The organism is Shinella yambaruensis (assembly GCF_022899355.1).
Taxonomy (GTDB): Bacteria; Pseudomonadota; Alphaproteobacteria; order Rhizobiales; family Rhizobiaceae; genus Shinella; species Shinella yambaruensis.
Genome location: NZ_JALJCK010000005.1, coordinates 463,378 through 479,087 on the forward strand (window position 1 = coordinate 463,378; position 15,710 = coordinate 479,087).

Below are 15,710 nucleotides of genomic sequence, written 5' to 3' on the forward strand. Positions count from 1 at the left end.
TTCCAAGGATGTCAGGCTGCGTCTTCGGCGTCGTCACGGATGACGCCCATGCGTTCGAAATGAATGAGGATCTCGTCGACGATCGCGTTGAATTCCGGCGTGCCGCGCACGGAGAGCCGGCGACGGCGCGGCAAGGCCACGTCGAGCACTGCCTCCACGCGCCCGGGGCGCGGCGCCATCACCACGATGCGGTCGGACAGGAACACGGCCTCCTGGATGGAGTGCGTGACGAAGACGACGGTCGGCCGCGAGCGCAGCCAGAGCGACTGGAGGTCGACCATCATCTGGTCGCGGGTGAGCGCATCCAGTGCGCCGAACGGCTCGTCCATCAGCAGCAGCGACGGATCGTGCACGAGGGCACGGCAGACGCTGACGCGCTGGCTCATGCCGCCCGAAAGCTGGTGCGGATAGGCATTCTCGAAGCCGGCCAGACCAGCTGCGGCCAGGAGGTCCTTCGCCTTCGCGCGGTATTCGGCATCCGGCAGCCCGCGCGCTTCCGCCTGCAGGAGGATATTGTCGATGACGCTGCGCCATTCCAGGAGGACCGGCGACTGGAAGACGAAACCGAGGTCCGTTTCCGCCTTGCTGACCGGCCGGCCGCCGATGCGAAGCGTGCCCGAAGTCGGGAAATCGAGACCGGCGATGATGCGCAGCAGCGTGCTCTTGCCGCATCCGCTCGGCCCGACGATGGAGAGAAACTCGCCCGGCTGGATATCGATGGAGGTCGGCACCAGCGCCTCCAGACCGGCGTAGGACCGCGAGACCTTGTCGATGGTGATGGATTTGCCCATGGCGCGCTCCTCAATGTCCGTCGCTGCGCTGCGAGCGATGCCACGGCATCACGCGCGCCTCGACGAATTGCACGATGGCGAAGCTGACGACCCCGATCAGGACCAGAAGGATGAGGGCGGCGAACATCAGCGCCGTCTGCAACTGTCCGCTGGAGAGCAGGATCAGATAGCCGAGGCCGCGATCCGAGCCGACGAACTCGCCAACCACGGCCCCGACCACGGCGAGCGTCACGCAGACCTTCAGGCCGCCGAAGAGGCTCGGCAGCGCATGGGGCAGATAGATCTTGCGGAACATCTGCGCCTGCGAAAGCCCCATCGTCCTGCCGAGGAAGATCATGTCCTGCGGCACGCTCTTCAGCCCCACCACGCCGCTGATGACGACCGGGAAGAAGGCCATCAGCACGCCGACGACGATGTTGGTGTGCAGGCCGAAGCCGAGCCAGACAAGGATGAGGGGCGCCAGTGCGACCTTCGGCACGGCCTGGCTGGTGACGAGCAGCGGATAGACCGCATCCTCGAACCAGCGAAACCGCGCGATCAACACCGCCAGCGGCAGCGCGATGACGATGCTGAGCAGGAAGGCGATCAGAGTCTCGAACGCTGTGATGCCCGAATGATAGATCAGCATGGGGAACTGCGAGATCAGCGTGGAGGCCACGGAACCGGGCGACGGCAGGAGATAGGGCGCCGGCTTTGCGACCGAAACGACGACCTGCCACAGCACGATGATCACGATCAGCGACAGGAGCGGGTAGACCACGCGGGATATCCTCATGGGAAATCCCGTGCCTCCGCTCGCCTGCATTGTCATATCCGTCTGGCTCATCGTGCTCTCCGGGTCGATCCTGATGGGTGATGGCGGGACGACAGGTGCCTCCCGCCATCACCGCCTTTTCAAGCGGCGTTTGCCGTTCTCGCCGAGGCGGCTGGAACGAAGCCTTCGCGGAAGAGCTTCAGCCAGTTTCCGCCGGCGATCCTGGCGATCTCCTCGCCGGAAAAGCCGCGCTTTTCGAGACCTTCCAGGATGTTCGGGAAGTCGACGGGGGACTGGAACCAGGACGGCCACTTGGAAAAGCCCTTGATCGGGATGGCGCTCTCGCGCGCCCAGCGGCCGGCGCGCCACCACTTGATCTGGCTTTCCGGCCAGCCGTCATAGAAGTCCGTGCCGAGGCCGACATGATCGGTACCGACGAGATCGACCGTCCAGGAGACCATGTCCAGGAAGGTGTCGAGCGTGCAGTCCGACCCGTTCTTCATGATCTTCGGATAGTTGCTGAGGCCGATGACGCCGCCGGTTTCGGCGAGGCGCTTGATCAGCGCCGTCGACTTGTTGCGCCGGTTCAGTTCGATGTCCGTGCCGACGAATTCCTGCGGATTGGCGTGGGTGACGGCAATCGGGCGCGAAGAATATTCGATCGCGTCGAAGCAGGTGCGCTCTGTGCAATGCGAGACGTCCACCACCATGCCGACGCGGTTCATCTCCGCGATGACGTTGCGGCCGAAGAATTTCGAAACGCCGGCCTCGTCGGGCTCCCAGCATCCCGAGGCGACGCGGTTCTGGACGTTGTAGGTGAGCTGCGCGATGCGCACGCCGAGCTGGTAGAAGATTTCGATCAGCTCGATGTCGTCTTCGAAGGGCGAGGTATCCTGGAAACCGTAGACAACGGCGGTGCGCCCGGAGGCGGCGATGCGCTCGATGTCCTCGCCCGTCGTCGCAAGCGCGATCAGGTCGTCGTTCTGCTCGAGAAGGCGGTTCCATTCGCCGATCACGGTCAGCGTTTCGCGCGCATTCTCCCAGATCGACAGCGTGACATGCACGCAGCCGACGCCGCCGCGCTTCCACTCCTCGAAGCGGGCGCGCTCAGGCTTGTTGTATTGCAGGGCGTCGATCAACAGGGGCTTTCTTGCCGATAGTGTCATCGGATTTCCTTTCCGTTCGAATGTCAGTTTGCGAAGGGGTCGGCCGCCGGGCCGTATTCGACGACGATCGCCTTGACCTGAGAGAACTCGTCCATGGCCTCGACGCCGTTCTCGCGGCCGATGCCGGATTGCTTGTAGCCGCCGAAGGGGACACGCAGGTTGATCGCCCGATAGGTATTCACCCAGACGGTCCCGGCCTGCAATTGCCGCGAGACGCGGCGCACGCGGCCGACGTCGCGGGTCCAGAAGCCGGCGGCAAGGCCGTATTCCACGCCGTTCGCCATGGAAATCGCCTCCTCTTCCGTCTCGAAGCGCTGCACGGTGACGACGGGCCCGAAGATCTCCTCACGGCAGATCCGCATGTCGCTCGAAACATCGAGAACGATCGTCGGCGCGATCCAGTAGCCATCGATGAATTCCGGTCCGAGATCGGGCTTTAGGCCACCGGAGGCAAGGCGCGCACCCGCCGCCACGGCCTCGTTCACGAAGCCGTTGATGCGCTCGTATTGCCGCCTGTTCGCGACCGGGCCGATATGTGCCTTCGGCGAGGCGGGATGGCCGAGGCGGATGCGGCTCACGGAGGCGATGTAGCGTTCGACGAAGCTGTCGTAGATTTCGGCCTGCACGAGGATGCGCGAACCGGCGACGCAGGTCTGGCCGCTGCCGGAAAAGGCCCCTTGCGTCGCGGCAATCACGGCGCTGTCGACATCGCCATCGGCAAAGACGATATGGGCCGACTTGCCGCCCGCCTCGCAGACGAAACGCTTCATGCCGGCGGCGACCTTCGCGCCCAGGACCTTGGCCGTCGCCGTGCTGCCGGTGAAGCTCACCATCTGCACGCCGGGATGGGTCGCGAGCGCCTCGCTGGCCACCGCATCGCCGATCACCACATTGACGATGCCGGCCGGGAAACCCGCTTCCATCGCCAGTTCCGCAAGCGCGATGCTGGAGCCCGGCGCTTCCGCCGGCGGCTTCAGGATGACCGCGTTGCCCATGGCGAGCGCCGGCGCCAGCTTCCAGGAGCCGAGCGAGAGCGCGCCGTTGAACGGCGTGATGGCGACGACGACGCCGAGCGGCTCGCGAACGATGCGGGCATCCGCGGTGCGCGAAACGGTGCGGAAGACATCGTCATGGGTGTCGAGGGCGCTCGCATAATAGTCGTACCAGGCGGCGGTCGCCTTCATTTCGGCAGCGGTGGCGGCATGGCTCTTGCCGTTGGCGAGGCTTTCCAGCGCGCCGAGGCGATCGGCATTGGCGGCGATCAGGGCACCTAGCCGGCGCAGGAGCGATGCGCGCTCATATCCCGTCATCGACGCCCACGGCGCCGAGGCGAAGGCTTTGGCGGCGCTGGCGACGGCAAGTTCCACGGCTTCGTCGGAAACGAAGGCACTTGCCCAGACCGCACCGGTCGAGGGGTCATGAAGCGGGGTCTTCCGGCCGGTGGGCGCGATCGCGGCGCCGCTGACATAGGAGGTGAAAAGGTCCTGTTGGGCGGATGTGGGCATTGTCGGGGTCGGGTCCGTTTGCAGCGCGAGGAGAGACATGGCCGGCTCCTTCACAGTTTGATTTTCGGGTTGAAGTACGAGTAGAGGACGTCGACGGCGAAGTTGATCAGCACGAAGGCCAGAGCGAGGATCAGGATGCCGCCCTGGATCAGCGGAATGTCGCGGGTCGAAATCGCCTGGTACATGGCAAGGCCGATGCCGGGCCAGGAGAAGATCGTCTCGGTCAGCACGGCGCCGCTGAGCAGGAAGCCCATCTGCATGCCGATCACCGTGATGATCTGCGGCATGGCGTTCGGCAGCGCATGGCGCAGCACCACGCGGGACTCCCGCATGCCCTTCGCCCTCGCCGTGCGGACGTAATCGCTGTTGATGACCTCCAAAAGCGAGGAGCGGGTCATGCGGGCGATCGTGGCCAGCGACCAGGCGGCAAGGGTGATCGACGGCAGGATCATGTGGGCTATGAGGCTGAGCACGCCATCGCCGCCGCCGACGCTCTGCATGCCGGCGACCGGCAGGAGGCGCAGATGGAGGCCGAAGATCATGATGAGCACGAGACCGAGCCAGAAGGACGGCATGGAGTTGAAGAACAGGACGACGACCGAAAGCGACTGGTCGCGCAGCGAACCCGGTTTCAGCGCAGCCCAGGTGCCCGCCGCAACGCCGACGATGGCGGCGAGGATGATGGCGGCGACGGCGAGAAGAGCCGTGTTGCCGAGGCGATCGAGGATGACGGTCGCGACAGGCTGCGCGAAGGTGAAGGACTGCCCGAGATCGCCCTGCAGCAGGTTGCCGACATAGATCAGATACTGGACATAGGCCGGTTCATGCAGCCCCATGCTGAGCCGCAGAGCTTCCTTTGCCTCTTCGGAGGCCGTGGCGCCGAGCAGCATGTCGGCCGGATCACCGGGAATGATCTTGGCGAGCAGGAAGGTCGCGATCGTGACCCCGATGATCACGGGAACGATCTGGAACGCGCGTCTGAGGGCGAACACGAGCATCGTTTCAGTCCCGCTGCTTGTTGAAACGTGGATCGAGATAGTCGCGGGCACCATCACCAATCAGGTTGAAGGCGACGGCGAGGACGACGATGGCAAGACCCGGAATGGTCGCGACATGGGCGGCGGTCGCCAGCGCGGTGCGGCCGCTCGACAGCATCTGGCCCCATTCGGGAGCGGGCGGCTGCGGGCCGAGGCCGAGAAAGCTGAGGCTCGACGACAGGATGACGTTCCGCCCGGTCTGCAGCGTGCCGTAGACGATGGCCGGCCCGAGGATGTTCGGCAGGATGTGCCGGAGCGCGATGCGCCGGGCACGGAAGCCGAGGGCATGGGACGCCTCGATGAACACCTCTTCCTTGACCTGCAGCACCGCGCCGCGAACGATGCGGCCGAAGGCGGGCACGGTGACGACGACCATCGCGATGATCATCGACGACAGGCCCGGCCCGAGCGCCGCGCTGATGCCGAGCGCCAGCAGGATGCCCGGAAAGGCGAACATGATGTCGAAGAACCGCATGATCACGGTATCGACGAACCCGCCGATGTAACCGGCAATCATCCCGAGCAGGCCGCCGATGCCGAGTGCAATGACCGTCGGGACGATCGCCACCAGCAGCGCATAGCGCGTGCCGTGGATGAGGCGGCTCAGGATATCGCGCCCGAGTTCGTCCGTGCCGAGGAGGTTCCATCCGGAGAACACACCCTTGTAGCGGGCGAGCGGATTGGCTCTCAACGGGTCGAACGGCGATATCCAGTCGGCAAAGACGGCGGCGAAGACGATGACGGCCAGGATGCCAAGTCCAATGGCCAGCGCGGGATTGTCCAGGATGCCGCCAAGGGCTCTTCGCCATCTGCGTGCGGGCCTGACTGTCTGTTCGATCACGGTCGTCATCGTTCTCTTCCGTCGCGGTTCTGCGATCAGGCGGCGTACCAGAGCTTGCCGAGGTTCGGGATCTGGTCCTTCAGGCCGACAGCGCGCAGCGCCCGCCAGAGCGTCGCCTGGTTGCTCGACACGACGGCCGCACCCGTATCCATTTCGAGATAGGGGAGGATCGGGAAGGTGCGGTAGGTGCCGCAGGAAATCAGGATCGCGTCGCACGTGCCGGCGGCCTTGAAAGCCTCTTTGCCCAGCTTGTAGGCGCTGTCGGCGTCATGCACGCTGGCATCGAAGGGATCGGTGATCTGGAGGCCCAGCATGGAGGCGATCTTGAAGCCCTTGGCCTCCATGAAGGCGCCCATCTTCTCGTTGACCTCGTCGGAATAGATCGTCGCGACGGCGATCGAGGTCGCACCCAGCGCCTTCAGCGCATCCATCTGCGCCGCCATCATCGTGATGGCCGGAATGCCGGTTTCCGCCTCGATCTGGGCGCAGACCTCCTCGTCGTGGCCGACGCCGCGCAGGAACGTGCCCGGCGCGCCGCACTGGACGATGAGATCCACCTTGGCGGTCGCCAGCTGGCGCGAGGCCTCCAGCACCTGCGACATCATCACCTTGAGGCCGTCCTCGTCGACCCGCGGCACGATGGTCCGGGCATCGGCGAAGGCGACGCCGACGGGCGCCACCGACCGCCATTCCTCGGCTCCCTCGATCGCCGTCGCCGGCCTCATCTGCCCGATACGCGCGCGCCAACCTAACATCATCTGTGTATTCTCCTCTTTCAAATCCTAATTAAAACAGCAGGTTACTTTACCTGGATGCGGGGGTAGTCGATGAAGACGGACCTTGCCGGCAGGACGCCGCCGACACGGGCGCTCAGCACGCGCGGCAGGCGATCCTGGTAGAGGAAGATCCACGGGCTATCGTCGGCAATGCGTTCGGCCGCCTGCCGATAGAGGTCGAGGCGCCTGGCCTCGTCGCTTTCGCCGCGCGCCTCGGTGAAGAGCCGGTCGGCCTCGGCATTGGTGAACCAGCCGCGATTGACGCCGCGTGGCGGCTGCTGGTCGCCGGCGAACATGCGCTCCAGCCAGTAGGCGCTGTCGGCACCGGTCGTCCAGCCGTTGAACGAGCCCTGGACGTCATCCTTGTAACCAGGCCCCTCGGTCGAGACGAGCGTCGCGAATTCCAGGAACTGCGGCTCCAGCGTGATGCCGACCTCGCCGAGATCCTGCTGCAGGAGAGCGATGACTTCGGAGGCCTGGCCGAAACCGGGGCCGCTGTTCGGCGCCATCAGCTTGATGGTGACGCCGGTCGAGAAACCGGCCTCGGCCAGCAGCGCCTTCGCCTTCGCCGGATCATAGGCATAGGTCGATCCGGTCGTGCCCGGCAGCTCGTTGCCCGAAGGCACCGGACCGCCGAGCGGCGTGACCTGCCCGTTGAGCAGGGCCGCCAGGTTGTCGCGGTTGACCGCGTAGTTCAGCGCCTGGCGAAACAGCTTGTTGTCCGTGTACTGCGCCTTGGTGTTGAGCCGCACGAAATACTGGTTCGCCGGCTCGGGATACTGGACCTGCAGGCTGGGATCGACGGACAGCTGGGCGATCTGCTGCGAGCTTGCGCTCGGGATGATGTCGACCTGGCCGGTCTGCATGGCGATCGCCATGGCGGTCGGGTCGGTCACGGGCCGAAAGATGAGGGTATCGACGGCGGCCGCGCCACCCCAATAGGCGTCGTTCCGCTTCAGGTCGAGCTGCTGCCCCTGCCGGAAGGCCTCCAGCCGGAAGGGGCCGGTTCCGACGGGGTTCAACCCCATCGCGTCCCCCTTGTGGGCGGCCATCGCCGTCGGGCTGATGATGCCGGAGCGCCGGTCGCTGAGAAGGCGCAGCAGACCCGAAAACGGCTCCTTCACCTTGATCTCGAAGGTCTGCGCATCGATCGCCGCCGTACCGGCTATCCAGCGGGTCAGGAAGGTCATGTTGCCGGCGGCGCGCTCGTCATAGAGCGGCGAGGCCTTGTCCATGATCCTGGCAAAATTCGCCTGAACGGCTTCCGCGTTGAAATCCGTGCCGTCATGGAACTTGACGCCGGAGCGCAGCGTGAAGCGGTAGACGAGGCCGTCATCGCTCACCGTCCAGCTTTCGGCGAGGCTGCCCTTCAGCGCAGGCGCCGTGTCGGTCACAACCGAAAGATCCTCGCGGACGAGCGGATCGTAGATCGCGTCGATCACCCGAAGACCCGGCGTGCCGGTCATGCGGTGCGGATCCAGCGGCGGTATGGCGCCTTCCGAACCGATGACGACAGTCTGCGCCAGCGCGGAAACCGGCGCCACGAGGGCGGAACTGGCGACAAGGCAAGCGAGGGCCGTCGCCAGGCGGCGTTTCGTCAACATATTCAACATCCTGTTCCCCTTGTTGGTTGGGTTTCTTCCGCGCCGAGGATGAGTGGCTGCGACCCGTGGCCATCATTAAAGGTGCCAGGGTTCAATAAATCAAATTGAAAAACTTTCCGGATTGATCACAATGATCTATAAATAAACGTCTGGAGATACTCGATGGCCGGCCCACAACCACAGGCTCTGCCCTCCCCGTCCTACACCGCGACCATCCGCCACCTGCGGGCGTTCCTCAGCGTCGCGAAACATCGTAGTTTCACGCGCGCGGCCACGGAGCTGCATCTGTCGCAGCCTTCGCTGACCATGACGATCCAGCAGCTGGAGGACATCGTCGGGGGAACGCTGTTCGACCGGACGACGCGCAACGTGATCCTGACGCAGGAGGGAACCGATCTCTTCCCGGTCGCCGAACGCGTCGTCGACGATTTCGACCTGGCGATCCGCAACATCCGGCTGACGGCCTCGAGCCGCAACAGCTGCATCCGCGTCGGCGTCGTCAGCTCGATCGCGACCAAGATCATGCCCCGCATCCTGGAAGGCTTCCTCGCCTCCCGGCCGGGCCTACGCGTCCAGCTGCGCGAGGGAAACTCGAACGACGTGCGCCGGCTCGTGCGGCGCAACGAGGTGGACATCGGCTTTGCCAGCATGGACGGTCCCGATGCCGAGCTCGTGTTCAAGCCGCTGTTCAGGGACCAGCTCGGCCTTTTCCTTCGCCACACGCATCCCCTGCACGCCGCCGCGAAGGATGGCGTGCTGCGCTGGGCCGACCTTGCCAACCACAATTTCGTCGGCCTGACGCTGGACACGGCGACCGGCCCGATCCTCTCGCAGATGGAGCACCTTCCCGAATCCATCCGCGTGCCGAAATACGAGGTGTCGACCTATCCGACGCTCTGGGCACTCATCGAAAACGGCCTCGGCATCACCACCGCGCCGGCGCTGGCGGCGGAGTTCCTTCCAGACAACCGCATCGCCTTCCTCGGGCTCACCGATCCGGTCGCGTGGCGCAGCGTTTATATTGTCAGCCGGCTCGGGCGCGCCTTCCCTCCGATGGTAACTGCCCTCGTGAAAACGGTCGAGGCGGAACTTGCCGCGATTTCCAACGGCCATTCAAGGATCACGACGTCCGGAATACCGGTTTCCGAAGAATGGTAACCGCAGCTATGAAAAACGCTCCGGCCTGAAAGTCGCGAGCATCGGATGCTCGGCACCCGTCGCAACCTCGTAGGCGAGCAGTTCACCGACGATGAGGCCGAGCGTTGCGCCGCTATGGCTGAAGGCAACATAATAGCCGGGAATGGCCTTGAGCGCGCCGATCACCGGCTCGCCATCGCCGGGGATCGGCTTGCCGCCAACGCCGATGGAGGCGACTTCGAGCTTTGGGTTGCCGTCCATCACCTTCGCGGCCTCGGCAAGCAGGGCGTCCACCACGGCTTCGTCAATGTCATACCCGCCGTCAGGACGCAGCCTGAGGCCTTCGTCCGCCGCCCAGTCGGCATCCAGCGAGAAGGTGCCGCCCGGCGCCGGGCGCACGGCGACGCGCGGCGTGTTGAGGACGGCGCGCAGCGGATGGGCGAGCGGCTTCGTCTGCACGAGGAGGGCGATCGGGGTATCGTCGCCAATCAGCTGGCCGCTTTCCGCCGCCATTCGCGGCACGGCGGGTCCTGTTGCGAGCACGACGGCATCGGCCTTGAAACGGCCACCTGTCGCCGTCTCCGCCCCGACGGCGCAGCCGCCTTCGACCGTCACCCGCGCAGCCCCCTGATCCGTCACCAGCGTGCCGCCGAGCAGCGAAAACTCCTCGAGAAGCACGCCGATCAGCGCCGGCAGATCGACCCAGCCTTCGCCCGGATTGAAGATCGCACCCTGGGGCGCGATCGCGCGCGCATCGACGCCCGGTGTGAGGCGGGCGATCTCGCCGGCGGCAAGCCGCTGCGCGTCATAGGCCAGCGATACTTCGTGGCGATAGGCCGCGTCGATCTCGTTGCGCTCGTCGTCAGCATCCCAGGTCAGGCCACCGTCGAAACGAAGCCAGTCCGTATCGGGGCGTTGCGCGAAAAGGGTGCGGTAGCGGTCGATGCCAGCCATGCGCAGGCGGTGATAGGGCTCCGAGCGCATGCGCGCCGAGTTCAGCCAGGAGAGCGAGCGGCCGGAGGCGCCATTGGCCGGCGGACCATCGTTGAGGATCGTCACGCGGATGCCGCGGCGGGCGAGCTGGACGCCGGTGGAAACGCCGAAGATGCCGGCGCCGATGATGACTGCCGAGGAGATGGTGTTGTCTGTCATGGGGGTGTCTTTCAATCGGTTGGTCATGCAGATGGAGCGAGCGGTTCAGGGCGCTTCCCAGCGGCCGTGGGCGGCAGAGCGGAACAGTGCGTCGATGGCCCTCATGTTGGCGATCGCATCGTCCAGCCCCGTTTCGAGCGGCTTGCCGGAGAGAACGGCTTCGGCGAAAGCGTCGGCCTGCTCGCGGTACTGGTCGACCGGCCCGATGGCGATCTCCTCGCGCCCGCCGCCGGCAAGGTCGCGCCCATCGTCGAGGACGAGCACAGTCGGCTCGTCGGCTGGTGCATTAAAGGGGACGGGGATGTCCAGGCGTCCGCGCGTTCCGAGCACCGTCACCTTCTGCGTGAGGGCAAGCTGCGTGGAGCAGGTGAAGGCGAGCTGCCGCCCTCCGGGAAACGCCAGCAGCCCGCTCGTCAGCCGGTCCGTGCCGAAGACCGGATCGCGCTCCATGAGTGCGATCGCCCGCAACGGTTCGGCATCGAACAGGAAACGGGCCGTGTTGATGGCGTAGCATCCGACATCGAACAGGCCGCCCCCGCCGATATCTGCCTGGTTGCGCACATTCTGCGGGTCGTCGAGATAGTAGGAGAAGATCGTCTGAATGGCCCTGACCTCGCCGAGTCGCCCCTCGGCAATCAGCGCGCGCGCCTTTTTCCATTGCGGGTGATGGCGCACCATGAATGCCTCGGCGACGGGCAGGCCGACGGCTTCCTGCACGGCCGCAAGCTTCATGGCCTGCGCAGCATCGAGTGCGATGGGCTTTTCGCACAGCACCGGCTTGCCCTGCTCCAGCGCCCTGATCGTCATGGGCACATGCAGGTGATTGGGCAGCGGATTGTAGATCGCGTCGATGTCCGGATCGGCCAGCATGGCCTCATAGTCGCCGTAGGCCTTGGCGATGCCGAAGCGCGCCGCCATCGCCGTCGCCCTGTCCGGATCGCGCGAGGCGATCGCCTCGACCCGCCCCAGGCGGCTCGACTGAATGGCGGGAATGACCGCCTTGGCGGCAATGCCCGCGCAGCCGAGGATGCCCCATCGTATCGTTCGTGTCATCGTGTCTCCTCGTTCAAAGGACTTCCGCGAGGAAACGCCGCAGGCGTGGGCTCTCAGGGTTGTCGAAGATCGCCTCGGGCGTGCCTGCCTCCACCACGCGCCCCTCATCCATGAAGACGACCTGGTCGGCAACGCGGCGGGCGAAGCCCATCTCGTGCGTGACGACGACCATGGTCATGCCGCGCTTGCCGAGGTCGGCCATCAGGTTGAGCACGCCCTTGACCAGTTCCGGATCGAGTGCGCTCGTCACCTCGTCGAAGAGTATGACCTCCGGCTCCATGGCGAGCGCGCGGGCGATGGCGACGCGCTGCTGCTGGCCGCCGGAAAGCCCGCCGGGGCGATGATGCTGGCGGCCCGCAAGGCCGACATCGGCAAGCCGCGCCTTGGCGATCCGCTCCGCTTCCGCCTTCGGCAGGCCCTTGATCTTCGTCAGCGACAGCATGACGTTTTCCAGCGCCGTGTGATCCGGGAAGAGGTTGAAGTGCTGGAAGACCATGCCGACACGCCGGCGGAGCCGCTCGGGCTTCATGGCGAGGATGCTGTCGCCGTCGAGAAGGATATCACCGCTCTTCGGCTCGACCAGCCGGTTCAGGCAGCGCAGCAGGGTGGACTTGCCGGAGCCGGACGGGCCGATAACGCAGGTGACGCTACCCGGCTTGACCGAAAGGTCCACGCCCTTCAGCACGTCGAGCTCACCATAGGCCATGCCGAGGTTGCGCACGTCGAGACTGCCGCCCTTGAAAGACGCTTCGGAAGCGCGGCCGGCGCCATCGAGTTCGCTGACCTCCTCAAGCCCGCTGGTGACGGCTGCCGGGCGCTGCTTGCCGAGCCGCAGGCGGTTGTCGATCGCGTTGACGACGTGGGTAAGCGGCACGGTCACGACGAGATAGAAGACGCCGGCAAGAAGGAGCGGCGAAAGATTGCCGGTCACCACCGCCTGGTCCTGGCCGACGCGAAAGATCTCGCGCTCGGAGGCGAGCAAGCCGAGGAAGTAGACGAGACTCGAATCCTTCACGTTGCCGATGAACTGGTTGACGAGGGCCGGCAGCACGCGCCGCACGCCCTGCGGCACGACGATGAGCCGCATGCCTTGCCCGTAGCTCATCGACAGCGCCCGGCAGGCCTCCATCTGGCCCCGGTCGACGCTCTGGATCCCCGAGCGAAAGATCTCGCCGATATAGGCGCCGGCGATCAGGCTGAGCGCCAGGATGCCAAGCGGATAGGGCGAGGGGCCGAACAGCTCGCGGCCGATGCGCGCAAAACCCTGCCCGATCAACAGGATGGTAACGATAGCCGGCAGACCGCGAAAGACATCCGTGTAGATTCGGGCGGGGATGCGCAGCCACGGCGAGCGGGAAATGCCCATGATGGCGAGCACCATGCCGATGATGATGCCGAGCACCGTCGAGGCCGCAGCAAGGATCAGCGTGTTCTTGAGACCGACCGTGATCATGGTCGGCAGCACTTCGGCCATCGCGTTCCAGTCGAGGAAGCTGCGGCGCAGGTTTTCAAGCCAGTTCATCAACAAGGCCCTTCAGGGAAAGGCCACCCCGGCCGCAGCCGGGGCGGCAGCCGGCGTCACGTCTTGGGGAGGTATTCAGCCGGCATCGGCGTGCCGGGGAACCACTTCTCGTGGATCTTCTTCCAGGTTCCGTCCTGCATGGCGTCATGCAGCGCCTTGTTCAGCGCCTCGCGCAGCTTGTCGTTGCCCTTGCGCACGACGAAGCCGGCCGGTGCGTCGAAGCTCGGGATGTTGACCGCGATCGTCAACTCGGGATAGCGGCCCGAATAGTCCTTCGCCGCCTCGTAATCGAGGAAATGCGCGTCCACGGTGCCGTTGTTGAGCGCGGCGACGGCCGAATTGTTGTCGGGGAACTTGACGAGATCGGCGCCCGCGAAATTCTTCTCGGCGTAAATCTCCTGCAGCGTGCCCTGCACGACGCCGAGACGCTTGCCCTGCAGGCTGGCGGCGTCCTTGATCGCGGCGTCCGGCGTCAGGATCGATAGATAGCCTGCGAGATATCCGTCGGTGAAATCGACCGTCTCCTTGCGCTTGTCCGTCGTGCCGATCGCGGCCGCCGCGACGTCGAAGCGGCTGTTGGCGACCGACGGCATCAGCGCGGCGAATTCCTGGCCGGTGAAGATCACCTGTTCCTTCTTGAAGCCGATACGCTCGGCGACGTTGAGGAAGAGCTCTATGTCGAAGCCGGTGAAGTTGCCGTCGGAGGTGGTGAAGGCATAGGGCTTGGCATCGCCCATCGTGCCAACGCTGATGACGGCAGGATCGATCAGGCCAAGCGGATTGTCGGCGGCGGCAGCCGGCATCGCGGCGCCGGCCAGGACGCCGAGGGCGAGCGCGACGGCGGCGGCGCGCATTCGGGAAAGGGGGGAAGTGATGGCTTTGGAAAATCGCATTGGTCTCGTCTCCTCTGGTGGTGGTGTCTGCAATGACTTCAAGGCGCACGGGTCCCACCCGGGCAGCGGCAACCCGCTGTCCGGCCCATGCCATCTGCATGCCGGGATTCTGCTCTTCTCATTTTGAGACCGGTCTCATATTAAAAGAGACCGGTCTCTTTGACGTTTCGCAATTGTTATCTTCGCATTTGCCAGTCGTCAATATCTCTTGTAAGGCTAGCGCCCATGGACCAGAGCCCGCCCCGTTCCCCCTCCGTCACGGTTGCCGACGTCGCGCGCAAGGCAGGCGTCTCGAAGGCCACCGCCGCGCGCGTTCTGGGTGGCTACGGCACCGTGAGCGACCGGGTGCGCGATGCCGTGACCGCCGCCGCGCGCGCCCTTGACTACCAGCCGAACGAGCTCGCCCGCAGCATGACGACGGGCCGCTCCGGCACGATCGGCGTCGTGGTGGGCGACATCGAGAACCCGTTCTTCAGCCTCGCCATGCGGGGGATCACCGATGTCGCCCGGCAGGCCGGCTTCACCGTCGTCCTCATCAATTCCGGCGAGGACGCCGAGGCGGAGAAGGCCGCGATCCGCACCCTGCTTGCCAAGCGGGTGGACGGCCTGATCGTCTCGCCGGCCAAGGAGAGCGATGTCGGCCATCTCAGGGAAGCCGCCCGCGCCGGCCGGCCGCTCGTCCTGCTCGACCGCGGCAGCGAAATGCTCGACGTCGACATGGTGATCGCCGACGACCGGCATGCCGCCGAGGGCATCACGCGCCGGCTCATCGCGCTCGGCCACCGGCGCATCGCCTATCTGACAGCCTGCGACACGCCGGACCACCGCTTTCGCACGCCGTCCGACATCAATACCGGCTCGGTGCGGCGGCGCATCCAGGGCTTTCTCGGCGTCTGTCGTGAGGCGGGCCTCGACGGAATGGAAGACCGGGTGCATGTTGGCGCCGTCACGCCGGAGCATACGCATCGCATCGTCACGGGGATGCTCCAGTCCTCGCAGCGCCCGACGGCGATCATCGCGTCGGACAGCGTGATCGGGCTCGAAGTGTTCAAGGTGTGCCGCGCGCTCGGCCTCAGCATACCGGACGACCTGTCGCTGGTGTCGTTCCACGATGCGGACTGGACGTCCGTCACCACACCACCCGTCACGGTGGTGCGCCAGCCCGTCTACCGTCTCGGCGAGACGGCGGCGAAGCTGCTGGTCGAGCGCTTGAACGGCAACCACGCGGAGGCGAGCCGCGTCGTCCTGCAGACGAAAGTCATCGAGCGCGCCTCCGTTGCCGAGGCGCCCGTCTAGAGCATTTCCGGTACGGCATTATCCGATGCCGAAGCGACTTCGCTTCGGCTGGAAATGCTCCAGGCATTCCGCGCGGGCCAAGTACGCCCGCCAAGCCACAGGACACCCAGCACCGCGGCCTGGGCAATGGGCGCAGCAGCGGATTCCTGTCTCTTCGGCGCTGCGGCGGCGGGCTTCCGTTCC

Annotated in this window: 14 protein-coding genes; 2 read left to right on the top strand and 12 right to left on the bottom strand. The window is 65.6% G+C overall.

Annotated elements, in window-relative coordinates; translation table 11 throughout:
• Positions 1–11: 11 nt before the first annotated feature.
• The 8 genes from MUU56_RS14855 to MUU56_RS14890 all read right to left on the bottom strand — a co-directional run bounded on the left by MUU56_RS14855 (position 12) and on the right by MUU56_RS14890 (position 8,474).
• Positions 12–791, bottom strand: a complete 780-nt coding sequence (locus tag MUU56_RS14855) for an ABC transporter ATP-binding protein (RefSeq protein WP_244768053.1) — start codon at positions 789–791, stop codon at positions 12–14.
• Between the two features lie 10 nt (positions 792–801).
• Complete coding sequence (locus MUU56_RS14860; protein WP_244768054.1) at positions 802–1,566, bottom strand: ABC transporter permease; 765 nt, start codon at positions 1,564–1,566, stop codon at positions 802–804.
• Between the two features lie 119 nt (positions 1,567–1,685).
• Complete coding sequence (locus MUU56_RS14865; RefSeq protein ID WP_244768055.1) at positions 1,686–2,711, bottom strand: dipeptidase; 1,026 nt, start codon at positions 2,709–2,711, stop codon at positions 1,686–1,688.
• A gap of 23 nt (positions 2,712–2,734) precedes the next feature.
• Positions 2,735–4,255 carry an aldehyde dehydrogenase family protein gene (locus MUU56_RS14870; RefSeq protein WP_244768056.1) on the bottom strand — a complete coding sequence of 507 codons (1,521 nt, stop codon included), beginning with the start codon at positions 4,253–4,255 and terminating at the stop codon, positions 2,735–2,737.
• A gap of 11 nt (positions 4,256–4,266) precedes the next feature.
• Positions 4,267–5,214: an ABC transporter permease gene (locus MUU56_RS14875; protein ID WP_244768057.1), complete on the bottom strand. Its 948-nt coding sequence runs from the start codon at positions 5,212–5,214 to the stop codon at positions 4,267–4,269.
• Positions 5,215–5,218: 4 nt separating this feature from the next.
• Entirely contained in the window at positions 5,219–6,103 is an 885-nt protein-coding gene (locus MUU56_RS14880) for an ABC transporter permease (protein ID WP_244768058.1), read from the bottom strand.
• Between the two features lie 26 nt (positions 6,104–6,129).
• Positions 6,130–6,852, bottom strand: a complete 723-nt coding sequence (locus MUU56_RS14885) for a maleate cis-trans isomerase family protein (protein ID WP_244768059.1) — start codon at positions 6,850–6,852, stop codon at positions 6,130–6,132.
• A 41-nt stretch (positions 6,853–6,893) separates the two neighbouring features.
• A complete protein-coding gene (locus MUU56_RS14890) occupies positions 6,894–8,474 on the bottom strand; it encodes an ABC transporter substrate-binding protein (protein ID WP_244768060.1) in 1,581 nt (526 codons plus the stop codon).
• Between the two features lie 162 nt (positions 8,475–8,636).
• Between MUU56_RS14890 and MUU56_RS14895 the strand changes: the two genes are divergently transcribed.
• A complete protein-coding gene (locus MUU56_RS14895) occupies positions 8,637–9,632 on the top strand; it encodes a LysR family transcriptional regulator (RefSeq protein WP_244768061.1) in 996 nt (331 codons plus the stop codon).
• A gap of 6 nt (positions 9,633–9,638) precedes the next feature.
• On the opposite strand, the gene MUU56_RS14900 is transcribed toward MUU56_RS14895, so the two are convergent.
• Genes MUU56_RS14900 through MUU56_RS14920 form a run of 4 tightly spaced genes read right to left on the bottom strand, consistent with a single transcriptional unit; the run spans position 9,639 to position 14,231 of the window.
• On the bottom strand, positions 9,639–10,763 hold the full coding sequence (locus tag MUU56_RS14900; RefSeq protein WP_244768062.1) for an NAD(P)/FAD-dependent oxidoreductase: 1,125 nt from the start codon (positions 10,761–10,763) through the stop codon (positions 9,639–9,641).
• Between the two features lie 45 nt (positions 10,764–10,808).
• Positions 10,809–11,816: a Gfo/Idh/MocA family protein gene (locus MUU56_RS14905; protein ID WP_244768063.1), complete on the bottom strand. Its 1,008-nt coding sequence runs from the start codon at positions 11,814–11,816 to the stop codon at positions 10,809–10,811.
• A gap of 13 nt (positions 11,817–11,829) precedes the next feature.
• A complete protein-coding gene (locus MUU56_RS32670) occupies positions 11,830–13,338 on the bottom strand; it encodes an amino acid ABC transporter permease/ATP-binding protein (RefSeq protein WP_280531054.1) in 1,509 nt (502 codons plus the stop codon).
• A 56-nt stretch (positions 13,339–13,394) separates the two neighbouring features.
• On the bottom strand, positions 13,395–14,231 hold the full coding sequence (locus MUU56_RS14920; RefSeq protein ID WP_244768064.1) for an ABC transporter substrate-binding protein: 837 nt from the start codon (positions 14,229–14,231) through the stop codon (positions 13,395–13,397).
• 225 nt (positions 14,232–14,456) lie between these two features.
• Here MUU56_RS14920 and MUU56_RS14925 point away from each other — a divergent pair, with 225 nt between their 5' ends.
• A complete protein-coding gene (locus tag MUU56_RS14925; RefSeq protein WP_244768065.1) occupies positions 14,457–15,527 on the top strand; it encodes a LacI family DNA-binding transcriptional regulator in 1,071 nt (356 codons plus the stop codon).
• Positions 15,528–15,710: the final 183 nt, after the last annotated feature.